The sequence below is a fragment of the Kocuria gwangalliensis genome, assembly GCF_039544365.1.
Lineage (GTDB): Bacteria > Actinomycetota > Actinomycetes > Actinomycetales > Micrococcaceae > Kocuria > Kocuria gwangalliensis.
The window spans coordinates 54,299-69,279 of record NZ_BAABLN010000023.1 but is presented as its reverse complement, the minus strand read 5'-3'; the positions used below and the strand labels follow the sequence as shown (position 1 = coordinate 69,279).

The following is a 14,981-nucleotide window of genomic DNA, read 5'->3' as shown; positions in this document are numbered from 1 at the left end:
CCAACATCACCGCCACCCTGCGCGCACTAGACCACCACCCCGAAATCGTCCGCCAACTCACCGGACTTTGAAATGGCCCTGCCGAATTTGACTGGGGGCGGGCGATTGACTACTGTAAATCAGTCTTGTGCGTTTATGCTCGGGCCTTTCTGCCGCGCTTACGCACCCAAATACCTACCGCGTGCCCATCCCGTGCAACCGCACGGTTCAAGCACCGTTGTCCCAACCTTGTGGAGTGACTAATGACCAAGCGGACTTTCCAGCCGAACAACCGCCGTCGTGCCCGTAAGCACGGCTTCCGCGCTCGTATGCGCACCCGCGCAGGCCGCGCCATCCTGAATGCCCGCCGTGGCAAGGGTCGCGCTACTCTGTCGGCCTAAGTTCAAGTTGTAGAGGCCTCGCACCGTGCTGCCCGTCCAGCATCGGATGCGCACCTCAGCGCAGTTTTCTGCAACCGTACGTTCCGGCGCCCGTAGTGGACGCCGGAACGTCGTCGTATCCGTACGCATGAGCGACCAGAGCCAGCCCACTCGCGTGGGTTTTGTCGTGTCCAAGGCCGTGGGGAACGCGGTGGTTCGCAATAAGGTCAAGCGTCGGTTGCGTCAACTCGCGGCCGACACCGTGCAATCGCGTCCCACGGGGCACGATGTTGTGGTCCGCGCCCTACCTGCCTCGGCGGGTGCTGTGTGGAGCGAACTCGGTGACGACTACCGTGGTGCGTATCAGAGCGCATTCCGGAAGGCCGGATGACGACAGACTTCGGCATTGCCCAGGGCAATGCCGTACCGTTCGATGTGCAAGGTAGTGGAGGAGGCGCACACGTGGAAGACCGGGTGGCAGCCGACGCTCTCCTGAACCGAGCACCCCAGGAGTACCACAGGGCGAACAACGCGCTTCGCGCCATCAAGTACGCCCCGCAGAACGTATGCATTGCGCTGCTCAAGCTGTATCGCTCCATTGTGTCCCCGCTCTACGGGGACGTGTGCCGTTACTTCCCGTCATGCTCGGCCTACGCGCTCGAAGCCTTCACCGTTCACGGCGCGGCCCGTGGACTCGGGTTGAGTGTCAAACGTTTACTGCGCTGCCATCCATGGGCGGCGGGCGGAATCGACAGAGTTCCCGGCGGTGGACGAGAGTTCCATTCACTGTCCGAAACGCCCAAAATCATGCTGCTCAACCACCCGAACCTCGCACGTGAGGCCACGTGCGACCGCCCCGGTCACCACCACGGCGTGACTCAAGGAGCCAACGTTCGATGAATTTCTTCGACATCATCCTCTTCCCCTTCAGCTGGGCCGTTTCGGCAGTGCTGTGGGTCTTCCACGAGCTACTCACCGCCATTGGGATGGACCCGGCATCAGGTATTACCTGGGTGCTGTCCATCGTGGGTCTGACCCTGGTGATGCGTACATTGACCATCCCCTTGTTCCTGAAGCAGATCAAATCCATGCGCGGCATGCAGGAACTGCAGCCCGAAATGGCCAAGCTGCAGGCCAAGTACAAGGGCAAGAAGGATCAGCTCTCTCGCCAGGCCATGGCCGAAGAGCAAATGGCCCTCTACAAGAATCACGGTTCGAACCCGTTCTCCGCGTGCCTGCCCATCTTGGTGCAGATGCCCATCTTCTTCGCGCTTTTCAAGGTGCTCCGCTCGGTGCCCCAGGCGGCCGCCAACGGTGAGTCCATTCACGTGCTGACCCCGCAGCTGGTCGAGCAGTTCAACGCGTCCACCATTTTCGGTGCACCGCTGTTCTCCACCCTGATGCAGCCCGGTGCCGGTAACCACACGGCAACCGTGGTGCTGGCGGTCGTCATGATCGTGGCCATGTCCGCCACGCAGTTCATTACGCAAAAGCAGTTGACCGTGCGCAACATGAGCGATGCCGCCAAGCAGTCGCCCATGTACCGCCAGCAGCAAATGATGCTGTACCTGTTCCCGTTGGTCTTCGCGATCGGCGGCATCAACTTCCCGCTGGGTGTGCTCATTTACTGGACCGTTTCCAACCTGTGGTCCATGGGCCAGCAGTGGTGGGTCATCCGCAACAACCCCACCCCGGGTTCTCAGGCCGAACGCGAGCTCAACGAACGCCGCACCGCCAAGGGTCTACCGCCGGTGGGTGTGACCAAGGAAGAGCACGAGGAGAAGCTGGAAGAACAGCGCCAGCGTGCCGCCGCGGGGCAGCGCAAGCAGCCCGTGTCCAAGAAACGCCAGAAACAGCAGCAGGGCCGCAAGAAGCAAGGGTCCTGAGGAAGAGCATCGAATGAACGAGACTGACAACGGTCATGACGTCACGACCGAGAACCAGACTGCCGATGTACTCGAGGCCCAGTTGAGCCCCCTCGAGGAAGAAGGCGAGATCGCGGCCGACTACATCGAGGAGCTACTCGACACCGCTGACATCGACGGTGACATCGACATCGAGGTCCGCGATGGCCGTACGTACGTGTCCGTGGTGACCGAGGACTCCCAGAACTCCGAGTTGGAAGCCCTTGTAGGCCCCAAGGGCGAGGTACTGGATTCGTTGCAGGAGCTTGCCCGCCTGGCGGTTCTCTCCGCCACGGAGCGTCGCAGCCGCCTGGTGCTCGATGTCGCGGGCTACCGCGAGGCTCGCGCCGAGGTGCTGCGTGAGATGGCCCAGAAGGCTGTGGCCCAGGTGCAGTCCAGCGGTGACAGCGTGCATCTGGAACCGCTGTCCGCCTATGAGCGCAAAATTATTCACGACGCCGTGGCCGAGGCCGGTTTGCTCTCCGAGTCCGAGGGCGAAGGCCCGGGTCGCCACATCGTGATTTCTGCGGCGGATTAGGTCTGTGGCACGTTCACATTCGTCCAAGGCGCACGACGCCGCTCCGGGACCTTCTCAGCCTCCCGCCACCTCGCGTCCGGCCCCCGATCCGCAGCCGGCTCCTCCGCTGGCAGGTTCGGAATTGGAGGCCGCCCAGCGGCTCTTCGGCGACAGACTGGCGCTTGCCGAATGCTATACCAAGCACCTGGCATCGTCGGGAATCGTCCGTGGGTTGATCGGCCCGCGTGAGGCACCCAGACTGTGGGAACGTCACGTACTCAACTGTGCCGTGGTCCAGGAACTCATCCCGGAGAACGCACGTGTGGTGGACGTGGGCTCCGGTGCCGGTCTGCCGGGACTGTGCCTCGCCCTGGCGCGCCCGGACATCGCGATCACCCTGGTGGAACCCCTGGAACGTCGTGTCCAGTGGCTCGACGAAGTCATCGAGGACCTTGAATTGCCCAACGTGACCGTACTGCGGACGCGTGCCGAACAGGCCAAGACGCAGCTGAAGAACGTTGATGTGGTGACGGCTCGCGCCGTGTCCGCGTTGACCGGCCTGATGGACATCACCCTTCCCCTGCTCAAGGGGTCCGGACAGCTGCTCGCCCTCAAGGGGCGGTCGGCACAGGACGAGGTCGACAAGGCCAAGAAGAAATTCAATCGGTTCGGAGTGCGGTCCGCGGAAGTACTCACCGTGGGTGAGGATCTGCTGAGCGAACCCACCACGGTGGTCCGCCTGAGCTTGTGATCCTGATCGGTGTGCCCGATATGGCTGGGTAAGCTAACGCAGGACAGTCTGTAACCGTCGGAGAGGACGAGTGGTACGAGTGGAGCAGAACTCCGAAACTCGGAACGACCGGGTGCGCGGCCATGATTTCGGTCTCCCACCGGATCCCGCAGCACAAACAGAAAAGGTTGTTCCGGACCGAGGACGTCACGTTTCACGTGAAACAGACACTCCGCACGGTACGGCAGCGCAGCAGGCAGTAGCGGATACCGCTCTTGGGAGGAAGCTCGTGGAAGAGAATAAACGTCGTGCACGACTTAGGCAGACCAAGATCGATCCCCCTGCTGAAACCCGGTACATCACGATCAGTAATCAAAAGGGTGGCGTGGGTAAGACCAGCACCTCCGTGAACCTGGCTGTCGCACTGGCTCAACAGGGCCAGAACGTCTTGGTCATCGATAACGACCCGCAGGGCAATGCGTCCACTGCCTTGGGAATTCCTCACGGCACGGATGTCGACAGTGTCTATGATGTTCTGATTGACGAGACTCCAATCGTAGATGTTGTTCAGAAGTCGCCCGAAATGGAGAATCTCTGGGTGCTGCCGGCCACCATTGACCTCGCCGGGGCGGAGATCGAACTGGTCTCAGTCGTGGCACGCGAACAACGGCTCCAACGGGCGCTCAAGGAATACGGGAAAGCTCGCGAAGAGCGGGGCGAGACCCGCTTGGACTACGTGTTCATCGACTGCCCGCCGAGTCTTGGACTTCTGACCATCAATGCGTTCGTTGCTGCCACCGAGGTACTCATCCCCATTCAATGTGAGTACTACGCATTGGAGGGTCTGAGTCAGCTCCTGAACAACATCACCATGATTCAGAAGCACTTGAACCCCGACTTGTCCGTGTCCTCCATTCTCTTGACGATGTACGACGGCCGTACCAACCTTGCCTCTCAGGTGGCCGATGAAGTGCGGCAACACTTCCCTGACCAGGTCATGGACACCATGATTCCGCGGTCGGTGCGGATATCCGAAGCCCCGAGCTATCAGCAAAGCGTCATTACGTACGACCCGAGCTCCACCGGTGCCCTGTCCTACCTCGAAGCAGCTGCCGAACTGGGAGCGCGTTCTCCCAAACCCTAGCTACCATGTTTCACGTGAAACACGCATGGATAACCGTTTGAACCTGTAGAACAGCTATTGAGGGCCGCGAACTTGTCGAGTTCGCGGCCCTCTTACGTCCAGGTCATTGAGGCTCTAGCTGGACATCTGCGAGTTGCGATGTTTCACGTGAAACAGCGACCCGAAACACGGCGCTGCATGGCCCAGGCGGTGCAAGCGCACGGCCGCACGTGGATAAGATGAACGTCGGAGATATGACGAAAGGATTCACGTGAGCGAGAAACGAAGGGGTCTGGGTCGCGGCCTTGGAGCCCTCATTCCCAGCGGTCCGGCACCGGCCGCCGAAACGACTACCGCAGACAGCGGCACGACGACGGTCAAGACGGAATCACCAGAACAACGGCAGGGACGAGCGCGGACCGGAACAAGCAAGAATTCCGCTGTGTCGGATGCTGCACCAAGTAAACCCCGTACCGAGCAGGAATCCGTAAAGGCCAACTCGGACACGCCCCCCACAAATAAAAAGAACGAGCAAAAGGGAGCCCTACAACCCGCCCGCGGGCGGTCTGTCGAATCTGCCGGTAAGAAGAACAAAACGGCCGGAGACACGACTGGCGCGACCGCGAAGAGGTCGAGTGATAATGCCCCGGCGCAAACAAAGGAGACAGCTGCCGAGGTTACCGGGAAGAAGCCGAGTGTTTCACGTGAAACATCGCCCGAATCCCGCGGCGTGAGCAAGGGGACTAAACCCAACGCACGTTCGCGACGCGACATGGGTCAGGCCTTGAGAAGTACGACCAGTGTCCGCCGTCCGGTGGACATGTTCTTCCTTCCCTCCGATGAGCCCGAAGGAAACGATGAATCGGAACCCTCGACGTCGCCCGTCAATGGGCCACCGTCACATGAGCTCAATGTATCGCCGGGAGATAAGGCTCAGCACGATGTTTCACGTGAAACATCGGATACCTCTCGGACTACGATCGACGAGGGTCGTGATGGAACGACGGCAGTAGACGCACCGGCGAGAAACACCAAGTCTCCCGATGCAGCGTCCGCACCCAACGAGTCCGGTAATGCGCGCGGCGCGGCTAGCAAGCAAAGCCGTCAACCCCAGCAAGCACCGAACGGCCGTACGGACTCATCCCGGGCGGCAGGTTCAGACCCGAATGTTTCACGTGAAACATCTGCCGACTTCGAGGACGATACCGACCCGAACCAACTCGGGGCCGTACCGGGCGCGCAGTTTGCGGAAATACCTATCGCCGACATCCACCCCAACCGCAAACAGCCTCGACAGGTATTCGATGAGGATGAACTGGCTGAGCTCGCCTTCTCCGTGAAAGAACTCGGAGTCCTGCAGCCTGTCGTGGTGCGGCCCAGCCGCGAGGGAGAGGGTGCAAAGTACGAACTGGTTATGGGCGAACGGCGCTGGCGTGCCGTTCAGAAGGCCGGACTGGATTCCGTCCCCGCGATCATCCGCGAAACCGCGGATGACGATCTCCTGCGTGATGCCCTCCTGGAGAACCTGCATCGGTCGCAGCTGAATCCCCTGGAAGAAGCGGCCGCTTATCAGCAGCTGTTGGAGGAATTCGGTGCCACGCAGGACGAGCTCTCCCGCCGCATTGGCCGGTCTCGTCCGCAAATCTCCAATACCCTCCGCCTTCTACGCCTGCCACCCCTGGTTCAACGCCGCGTCGCGGCCGGGGTATTGAGCTCCGGTCACGCGCGGGCATTACTGGGTCTGACCGATCCCGCAGACATGGAGCGTCTGGCGCAGCGGGTAGTAGCGGAGGGCATGTCCGTGCGAGCCACGGAGGAAACGGTGGCGCTGTCGGACGGACTTAAGCGTCACGGGACCAAGCGCAAGAGTGCTACCCATCGTCATGACGATCGACTCAACTACATTGCAGATGCTTTCTCGGATCGTTTGGACACGAGCGTCAAGATTCAGCTGGGTGCACGCAAGGGCAAGATGACCATTGAGTTTGCGTCCGTGGAGGACTTGAACCGCATCATCGATGTCTTGGACCCAAAAATGGAGGACCAGAGCTAGCTAGCACTTGCGGGGCCATGGCCCGAGGCATGAGTTTTGCCGATCGGCCCCGCAGACAAAAGTGGCCCCGATGTTTCACGTGAAACATCGGGGCCACTTCCATGTGCGGAGCCCGCAAGCTCAGTTCGAGTTGTAGTAGTCCTCAATGTCCGACAAACTCATGGTGCCGGTCGCAATGTTATCGGCGGACTGAACGTACATTCGCTGTAGCGCGCACAGGATGGATTCCGCCAAGCGCTCCCGGTGTTCGGGGTTCTCGAGATTGATCCGTTCGGCGGCGCTTGAAAGATAACCCAGGTCAATCCACACGGTGGGGGCATTCGAGTAGCGCAAGAGCTCCCATTGACGAGCGTGACAACCGAGATCCTGGGCGCCGGTACGGGAGATCAGTTCCTTGAGAATGTACCGTGCTGCGGTTTCACCAATGGGAGAGAAGGTCTCAGCACCATCTTGGTCACCCCAGTAATAGGTGGCCACGCCATTGGCTGACTCCGAGGCGTTCCAATCACAATGAAGTGTCAGTACGAGCGCGTCGGGGTGTCCCTGGGTGGCCGCGGCCTTGGACTCGACCGTGCGGACCGGTTCGCCGGACCTGGTCATGTAGCTACCGGTGCTGAGTATCACCGGTGACGCGCCCACGTTGTTCAGCAGCTCGTACGTGCGCAGGGCAACGTCGGTCGTAATGCGCTCTTGGTCAGCCGTGAACTGTTCGGGTGCCGTGGGGGAGATAGCTTGACCGGAAGTGGACCAGGGCAGCAGGATGATCACACGCTGCTTCAGAGCGTTGGTGGCCTGTTCCAAACGGTGGTAATCACGCAGCGAGTAGGCCTTGGACGACGTGATGTTCTTGTTGATGCGTGCAAGCGCCGCAATTGTTTCGAGATCCACCACGCCATTGGCCTCGAGGCCCAGATTCTGCTGCAGTTCCACCACTGCGTAGTGGGTCTTGCGGCAGAACACCCCGTTGAGGTGACCGTAGTAGAAACCCAACCGAGACAGGTTTGCTTGAATGAGTTCCACGTCCTCGCCGCGCAGGGGGTGCTCGGCGTCGTAGAACAATGGGCGGTCGCCCAGGGTGTACTGGGCTTGTGTCAGAGCGGTCTCGGTTTCGGGACCGAGCACGCCGTCCACGATCAGCCCCTTGTTCTGCTGGAAGATCCGCAGGGCGCCGTCGAGCGTCTCATCAAAGTGTGACGGGTCTTTGACGGCGTCCGGGGACACACCAGTGGCACCCTCGCTGGCGCGGATGAGGCGTTCGCGAAGCCCCACCACGCGCCTGTCGGTCACTCCCAGACGAAGGTTGGCCGCATGTGGCTCGGATGTCACTGGTCTTCCCCCTGACAGTTGTGGAACGTGAAGCGCGGTAGCTAGTGTGCCGCGCGCTCAGGCTGACGGGGTCAGGTAGTCCGCAAATTCCTTCTCCAGCGCGGACTTGGGCTTGGCGCCGATCGAGGTCTTGGCCACCTCGCCGTCGGCAAACAAGTAAACCGCGGGGATGGACGTAATGCCGTACTTGGAGGCAATGGCGGGGTTGTCGTCAACATTGACCTTCACAACGTCAATGTTGTCCGCGTACTCGGCGGCCATGGCATCCAGCACCGGGCCCAACTGCCGGCAGGGTCCGCACCATTCGGCCCAGAAGTCCACGATGGTGGGCTTGGAGTTCTCCAGCACCTCGGCCTGGAAGTTGGCGTCGGTGACGTCTTTGGCTGCACTCATGTCGATTTGTTCCTTTCAGCGGGTGAATAACCGGATGGGCCGGACCATTCACCAATGGTTGAGATTGATTATGACGCAGACACCCGTGGTCAGCTGTCCAGCGCTGCCAGGTAGTGCTCCACATCGATGGCGGCAACGCATCCGGAGCCGGCAGCCGTGATGGCCTGGCGGTAGGTGGCGTCGAGCACGTCACCGGCGGCAAAAACACCGGCGACGGACGTTGTCGAGGAACGGCCGTCCACGGCAATGGTGCCGTCCACGGTCAGTTCCAGCTGATCCTTGACCAAATCAACGCGGGGATCGGAGCCGATGGCCACGAACAAGCCGGTGATATCCAGCTCCGAGGCTTCTCCGGTCACGGTGTCCTCCAGGGTCAGGGACTCCACCTTGGACTCACCGTGGATGTCCTTGACCTGTTTGTTCCACAGGATGTCGATTTTGGGATCATCGAACGCGCGCTGTTGCATGATTTCCGAGGCGCGGAACGAATCGCGGCGGTGGATCAGGGTCACCTTGGACGCGAACTTGGTCAGGAAGGTCGCCTCCTCGATTGCGGAGTCACCGCCACCCACCACGGCGATGTTCTGCTCCTTGAAGAAGAACCCGTCACACGTGGCGCACCACGACACACCGTGGCCGGACAGACGCTCCTCATTGGGCAGGCCCAACTTACGGTAGGCGGAACCGGTGGCCATGATCACGGTGCGGGTGCGCAGTACGGTGCCGTCCTCGACGGTCACGGTCTTGATCTCGCCCTCCAGCTCCAAGGATGTGACGTCCTCGAAACGAATGTCCGCACCGAAGCGCTCGGCCTGCTGCTGCATGTTGGTCATCAAATCCGGCCCCATGATGCCTTCGATGAAACCCGGGTAGTTCTCGACATCCGTGGTGTTCATGAGTTCACCACCGGCGGTGACGGAGCCGGCGATCACGATGGGCTTGAGGTCCGCGCGAGCGGCGTAAATAGCGGCGGTGTAACCGGCGGGTCCCGAACCGACGATGACCACGTCGTGGACGGCGTCGTCGGAGGTGGCGGGGGCGGTCTCCTGCGCCTGGACGGGCGTCAGGTTCAAGTTCACGGCGTTCGCGAAGGAGGGGCCGAGATCATTGCTCACGTGTCTGAAAACCTTTCTGGGGATTACCGCGTTCGCGGCGGGAAACTACTGGAAGAACGTGCCGGTACGGCGTGAATATTCCGGACCGTTACCGAACGGCAACTTCCCCGACACGCAGACCGTACTGGTACCCGCCAATGGGGTTGGTGAGCTGCGGCAGCTGTTCCCACAAGATGAGCACGTACTCGTGCTCATCCTCCTGCGCCGCCCGGCTGAGCGGCACGGTGATTTGCGGGCCGGTGAACGACCCCGTGCCGACCTGCTGCGCGCCGTCCATGGACGGGGAATCCGAGACGTACACGGTGAAGTTGCCGCCGGTGCCGCCGGCCTGGTCGATCGTGACCTCGGACACGGGCGCCGGTTCCTCAAGTTCCACGGCCAGCCCCACATAGTCGGTGAGATTGCCGAAGTTGGCGTTCGAGAAGCCGTAACTGAGCCAGTACGTGGCGGGATTGCCGTCAATGGCCTGACTCAGGGTGGCGTCCGTGTCATCCATGAAGTTGGGATCCGAGGTCACACGGGTCACCGCCTGCGCCCGGGGCTCCGAAGGTGCCGCCGAGCCGTCGGCTTCGCTTTCCTGAGGCGCCGACGTCGTTTGCTCGCCCTGCGGAGCCGGGTTCTGGCCGTCATCGGGCTGCGAGTTCAGCGCACCCAGCGCGCGGAAGCCAAGGACCACAGCGGCCAGCAGGGCCAGGATCAGCAGGAGTAACAGCAGGGCCCGCAGCGGGCCGTTGCGCTTCTTGCGTGGTGCTCCGGGATCGTGGGAGGGGCCGGGACCGGCACCGGAACCGCCACCGGAAGCTCCGACGACCGCGCTCACCGCTCCCGCCGTGCCCGCGGCACCGGCGCCCGTGGAGCTCTGGGCCGGGGTCTCGGCCTCGACGACCGGATAGCCGGCCAGACGGTCCGGGTTACCCTCGTTGGCCTCGAAGCTCTCATAGCGATTGTCACCGTCGTAGGTGGGATCAATTTTTCCGGCGGCGGCGGCCGAGGCTCCCGCGGCGGCGGCGCTGCCACCGGAGGCGGCACGATCGAAGAGCGTCGAACGGGTGGACTCGGGATCCACCTTGCGGGCCCGGCCCAGTTTGGTCCGCACGGAGGGAGCGGCGGGGGCGTTCTGGTACGCGTCGTACTCGTCGTCCCCCCACCGGGTCACGGCGGGATTGTTCCCGGGTGCCGCGGCCTCGTCCGTATCGGCACCCGCATCGGATTGGGCGCCCGGGGTGGGTACGGCCTGGTGGGGCTGGGTGGGCTCCGGTTCCTCGTAGACGTACGGGGATGCCGGAGCGGAGCGGGAGTCGCCAAAGATGTCGTCCGAGAGGGACTCGTCCTCCAACTCGTTCTCCGCCACGAGCAGGGTGTCCAGCAGGTCCGCGGCGGGGGCGTAGGAGGTCACCACGTAGGTGGTGTCATGGGCCTGCCCGAGGTCCAGGATCTGGAACCGGTCGCTGCCCGACCCCGAGGCCAGGGAACGCGCGTTGGACACCATGAGCTGTTCGTGGTTGTCACCGGGCACCAGGATGGACACCCTGCGCCGCAGGATCTGGTCCTCGCCCTGCAACACGTGATCGCCGTCCGCGCTGGTCAACAGAGATGCGGTGACCTGGTAGCGGCCACCCAGGACAGTTCCGAGCGCAATGGGCTGGGACACAGCGAACTCCCTCGAGTTACGGCGCCCGGCGCGGTTCGCGGGCGCGACGACAAACTGTTGCGCAGTCTACCGGCCCACCCGGGCCTTCAACGGGCCGATCAGGGAACCGAACTCCTCGACCCGGAAGAGCCTCATGGCCAGCAAATACACCAGCCCCATGGCCACGCCGCCCACCATGACGGAGATCAACGCGGTGATCTGGTTCTGCCACGGGAATCCGGCGGTGTCGTAGCCGCCCATGAGCCACAGCGCGACGACGCCGCCCGCGCCCGCTACCAGCGAGGCCGCCAGGATCCGCACGTGGGCACCCAGGATGCGAGCGACGTCGTAATCGCCGATGCGGCGCCTGAGTGCGAGGTGATAAAGCAGTGTGGCCAGGATGTTCTGGGCGGCGTAGCAACCGGCCACGGCAAAGACCATGTGCTCGGGCGGCAGGACACGGGCAATGCCGATCGCGGATATGACCGTGAAGATCGAGACGATCAGCTGGACCACGAACGGTGTGCGGGCGTCCTCCTGCGCGTAGAAGGCGCGGCCGAGCATGAACGCGGTGGACATGAACGGTGCGCCGATCGCGATGACGGTGATGACTTGGCCGATCACTGCGCCGGCCGGGGCGATGCCACCGGAGAACATCATGCCCAGCGGGCCCGCGTACACGATGAGCGCGACCATGCAGAAGACCGTGGCCACGCTCGTGATGCGCATGCTGGAGGACAGCGAGGAGACCAGGCTGTCTCGGTCCTCGGCGTCCGCGGCGGCGGCCATGCGGTTGAACAGGACCGTGGCGATGGACAGCCCGATCACACCGTGGGGCAGCGAGTAGAGCAAAGAGGCCTGGTTGAGGGCGGTGACACCGGCGATCTGCTCCGAGACCCCGCCGGACGGGTCTACGTCACGGGCGCCGGTGGGGATCGCGGCGGTACGGGTCAGGGCAAGGAACGCGAGGTTGGCGATGACGCCGGTGGCCAGCGTCCACCCGCCCAGCTTGGCGGCGGTGGACAAGCCGATGCCGCGCCAGCCGAACTTGGGGCGCAGCCCCAGGCCCAGGCGCTTGAGCGGCCAGAAGAGAATGAGCGCCTGGGCGATCACGCCCACCGTGGACATGCCCACGAGCCAGAAGGTTTGAGCCGCGGTCCAGTTCTCCAGGGTGTGGGGAGTGCGCGCGAACGGACCGAACTGGTAAATGAACACCAACAGGCCGGCAATCGCAATGATGTTGTTGAGTACCGGCGCCCACATGTACGCACCGAAGGCACCCTTGGCGTTGAGCACCTGGCCCACCACGGTGTACAGGCCGTAGAAGAAGATCTGGGGGAACGTGAGCAGGGCAAAGGTGATGGCCATGCTCAGCTGGCCCTCGGACCAGCCCGGACCCATGATCCGGATGATCGGGATCGCACACGCGAGCACCACGGCCGTGACCCCGAGCAGCGCGAGCACGGCCAGGGTGATCAGTCGGGAAATGTAGTCCGCGCCCGCATCCGGGTTCTTGGAGGCCTTAATGATCTGCGGAACCAGCACGGCATTGAACACACCGCCGGCGATCAGGACATAAATCAGGTTGGGCAGGTTATTGGCGAGTTCGAACACGTCCGCCATGGTGGTTAGCGAGCCGATGGCCACCGTGATCAGCAATGCCTTGGCAAAACCGAGAACCCGGGAGACCAAGGTTCCGGACGCCATGATGGCGCTGGAACGCGCACCGGATCTCTGCATGAAACAGGCCTTCCTGCACGGGGAATGCAACGGCAGTCACCGCGGAGCCGATCCGCGGGCGCGATTACAACTGATGAATGATGTACTCCCGAGCGATGTCAGCAATGCGCCGCTCGTTGGGGAAGGACAGTTTGCGGTCAAGATCGTCGATACCGGACCAGGCGACGTCAACGGCCTCGTGATCGGGATCGTTCTCCGTGGTCAGGAAACCGCCGGTGGCTTCCAACAGGAAATGGTGAACGGTCTTGTGAACTCGGTGGCCGGACACCGTGAACCAGTAGTCGATACTGCCCAGGGGAGAGAGGACGCGGCCCATGATGCCGGTTTCCTCCTCGATCTCACGGACAGCAGCTTCTTGGTTGGTTTCATCGCCTTCGGGGTGGCCCTTGGGGAGGCACCATTCCAGGCGGCCACCGCGATTGATGCGAGCAATAATGGCCACCGGATGAGTGGGGTCCTGAAGGTTCACCACAATGCCGCCGGCCGAGACTTCTTCCACCGTGGGCAGCGCGGAGACCGGTTGGTTCGGTCGCCTCTTGGGCGCGCTAGGGACGGGAAAAGCCATGACTCCTACCTTAGCCATATTCCCCGAACACTCCCTGACCCGGGAATTGGCGGGCCGGGCACGGGTGGAAGAAATGAGATAATTACGGCCATCATGACGCAGCTGTTCGATACCTCCTCTCTCCACCCCGTCTCTTTCGAACTGGGGCGGCTCTTTGCCGACGCCGGATACGAGTTGTCCCTGGTGGGTGGTCCCGTGCGGGACCTCTTCCTGGACCGGGACGCCCTGGACCTGGATTTCACCACCAACGCCACCCCGGATCAGACCCTCGCGGTCATCAAGAAGTGGGCGGATGCGCACTGGGAGATCGGTCGGGACTTCGGGACCATCGGGATGCGCAAGGCCGGTCTGCAGCTCGAGGTCACCACGTATCGCGCAGAGGCCTACGATCCCGATTCACGCAAACCGGTGGTTGCCTTCGGGGAAGACCTCACCGAGGATTTACGACGCCGCGACTTCACCGTCAACGCCATGGCCCTGCGGTTACCGGACCTGGAGCTGGTGGATCCCTTCGGCGGTATCAAGGACCTGCACGCCGGTGTGCTGCGCACTCCGGGAACCCCCGAGGATTCCTTCACGGACGACCCCCTGCGCATGATGCGTGCGGCGCGCTTCAGTTCACAGCTGGGGTTGGAGGTGGTCGAGCCCGTCCGGGAGGCGATGACGGCCATGGCGCGGCGCATTGAGATCGTTTCCGCCGAACGCGTGCGCGAAGAACTGGTCAAGCTCGTGTGCGGCGCATATCCCCGCCGAGGCATAGAAATCATGACGGACACCGGTCTTGCGGAGATCGTGCTTCCCGAGGTGCCCGCACTCAAGTTGGAGACCGATGAAGCGCACCACCACAAGGACGTCTACCAGCATTCCCTGACGGTGATGGAGCAGGCGGCGGAGAAAGAGACCGGTGCGGACGGCCCGGTTCCGGCTCCGGACTTCGCCTTGCGTTTCGCCGCGCTCATGCATGACGTGGGTAAGCCGGCCACCCGTCGCTTCGAGCCCAGCGGCGCCGTGAGCTTCCGACATCACGAGGTGGTCGGTGCCAAGCTGACCCGCAAACGGATGAAGGCGCTGCGTTTCGACAACGACACCATTAAGAAGGTCACCCGCCTGGTCGAACTACATATGCGTTTCTACGGATATGGGGATGCGGGGTGGACGGACTCCGCGGTGCGCCGCTACGTACGCGATGCCGGTGACCAGTTGGAACGATTGCATCGCCTCACGCGCTCAGACGTGACCACCCGCAACAAACGCAAGTCTGCGCGCTTGGCCACCGCCTACGACGACCTCGAACGGCGCATCGCCGAATTGCGCGAACAAGAACAGCTCGAGGCCGTGCGTCCCGAACTGGACGGTCAGCAGATCATGGAAACCCTGGGGATCGGTCCCGGCCCCGAGGTGGGCAGGGCCTACAAGTTCTTGCTCGAGATGCGTTTGGACCAAGGTGCAGTGGGTGAACATGCCGCGCGCGAACGGCTCATCGAGTGGGCCCGATCCAAGGGCATCGGCACGGTCTGACGGCACGG

Annotated in this window: 15 protein-coding genes; 9 read left to right on the top strand and 6 right to left on the bottom strand. The window is 62.6% G+C overall.

The window, feature by feature from the left end; translation table 11 throughout:
* Positions 1 to 242: 242 nt before the first annotated feature.
* The 8 genes from rpmH to ABEA06_RS08425 all read left to right on the top strand — a co-directional run bounded on the left by rpmH (position 243) and on the right by ABEA06_RS08425 (position 6,686).
* Positions 243 to 380: a 50S ribosomal protein L34 gene (gene rpmH, locus ABEA06_RS08460; RefSeq protein ID WP_303381730.1), complete on the top strand. Its 138-nt coding sequence runs from the start codon at positions 243 to 245 to the stop codon at positions 378 to 380.
* A 25-nt stretch (positions 381 to 405) separates the two neighbouring features.
* A complete protein-coding gene (rnpA, locus tag ABEA06_RS08455) occupies positions 406 to 750 on the top strand; it encodes a ribonuclease P protein component (protein ID WP_303381731.1) in 345 nt (114 codons plus the stop codon).
* Positions 747 to 1,259 carry a membrane protein insertion efficiency factor YidD gene (gene yidD, locus ABEA06_RS08450; protein ID WP_396415711.1) on the top strand — a complete coding sequence of 171 codons (513 nt, stop codon included), beginning with the start codon at positions 747 to 749 and terminating at the stop codon, positions 1,257 to 1,259. The genes rnpA and yidD overlap by 4 nt, the downstream gene beginning before the upstream one ends.
* Positions 1,256 to 2,245, top strand: a complete 990-nt coding sequence (gene yidC / locus ABEA06_RS08445; protein ID WP_345311178.1) for a membrane protein insertase YidC — start codon at positions 1,256 to 1,258, stop codon at positions 2,243 to 2,245. The genes yidD and yidC overlap by 4 nt, the downstream gene beginning before the upstream one ends.
* Before the next feature lie 13 nt (positions 2,246 to 2,258).
* Positions 2,259 to 2,801 (top strand): Jag family protein, encoded by a 543-nt coding sequence (locus ABEA06_RS08440; protein ID WP_345311177.1) that lies wholly within the window; start codon positions 2,259 to 2,261, stop codon positions 2,799 to 2,801.
* A 106-nt stretch (positions 2,802 to 2,907) separates the two neighbouring features.
* Positions 2,908 to 3,531, top strand: a complete 624-nt coding sequence (gene rsmG / locus ABEA06_RS08435) for a 16S rRNA (guanine(527)-N(7))-methyltransferase RsmG (RefSeq protein WP_345311183.1) — start codon at positions 2,908 to 2,910, stop codon at positions 3,529 to 3,531.
* A 268-nt stretch (positions 3,532 to 3,799) separates the two neighbouring features.
* A complete protein-coding gene (locus ABEA06_RS08430; protein ID WP_303381734.1) occupies positions 3,800 to 4,654 on the top strand; it encodes a ParA family protein in 855 nt (284 codons plus the stop codon).
* Positions 4,655 to 5,405: 751 nt separating this feature from the next.
* Positions 5,406 to 6,686, top strand: a complete 1,281-nt coding sequence (locus ABEA06_RS08425) for a ParB/RepB/Spo0J family partition protein (protein ID WP_345311182.1) — start codon at positions 5,406 to 5,408, stop codon at positions 6,684 to 6,686.
* A 120-nt stretch (positions 6,687 to 6,806) separates the two neighbouring features.
* Here the strand turns inward: ABEA06_RS08425 and ABEA06_RS08420 are convergent, their stop codons facing one another.
* The 6 genes from ABEA06_RS08420 to ABEA06_RS08395 all read right to left on the bottom strand — a co-directional run bounded on the left by ABEA06_RS08420 (position 6,807) and on the right by ABEA06_RS08395 (position 13,455).
* Positions 6,807 to 8,012, bottom strand: a complete 1,206-nt coding sequence (locus ABEA06_RS08420; RefSeq protein ID WP_345311176.1) for a peptidoglycan-binding protein — start codon at positions 8,010 to 8,012, stop codon at positions 6,807 to 6,809.
* Positions 8,013 to 8,069: 57 nt separating this feature from the next.
* Positions 8,070 to 8,405, bottom strand: a complete 336-nt coding sequence (trxA, locus tag ABEA06_RS08415; RefSeq protein WP_303381736.1) for a thioredoxin — start codon at positions 8,403 to 8,405, stop codon at positions 8,070 to 8,072.
* Between the two features lie 89 nt (positions 8,406 to 8,494).
* Positions 8,495 to 9,520, bottom strand: a complete 1,026-nt coding sequence (gene trxB / locus ABEA06_RS08410) for a thioredoxin-disulfide reductase (RefSeq protein WP_425559511.1) — start codon at positions 9,518 to 9,520, stop codon at positions 8,495 to 8,497.
* An 88-nt stretch (positions 9,521 to 9,608) separates the two neighbouring features.
* Positions 9,609 to 11,171, bottom strand: a complete 1,563-nt coding sequence (locus ABEA06_RS08405) for a hypothetical protein (RefSeq protein WP_303381737.1) — start codon at positions 11,169 to 11,171, stop codon at positions 9,609 to 9,611.
* 66 nt (positions 11,172 to 11,237) lie between these two features.
* The gene (murJ, locus tag ABEA06_RS08400; RefSeq protein WP_345311175.1) at positions 11,238 to 12,890 is read right to left on the bottom strand and encodes a murein biosynthesis integral membrane protein MurJ; all 1,653 of its coding nucleotides are present in this window, start codon (positions 12,888 to 12,890) and stop codon (positions 11,238 to 11,240) included.
* Positions 12,891 to 12,954: 64 nt separating this feature from the next.
* Complete coding sequence (locus ABEA06_RS08395; RefSeq protein WP_303381739.1) at positions 12,955 to 13,455, bottom strand: NUDIX hydrolase; 501 nt, start codon at positions 13,453 to 13,455, stop codon at positions 12,955 to 12,957.
* A 93-nt stretch (positions 13,456 to 13,548) separates the two neighbouring features.
* Between ABEA06_RS08395 and ABEA06_RS08390 the strand changes: the two genes are divergently transcribed.
* On the top strand, positions 13,549 to 14,973 hold the full coding sequence (locus ABEA06_RS08390; protein WP_345311174.1) for a CCA tRNA nucleotidyltransferase: 1,425 nt from the start codon (positions 13,549 to 13,551) through the stop codon (positions 14,971 to 14,973).
* Positions 14,974 to 14,981 lie beyond the last annotated feature (8 nt).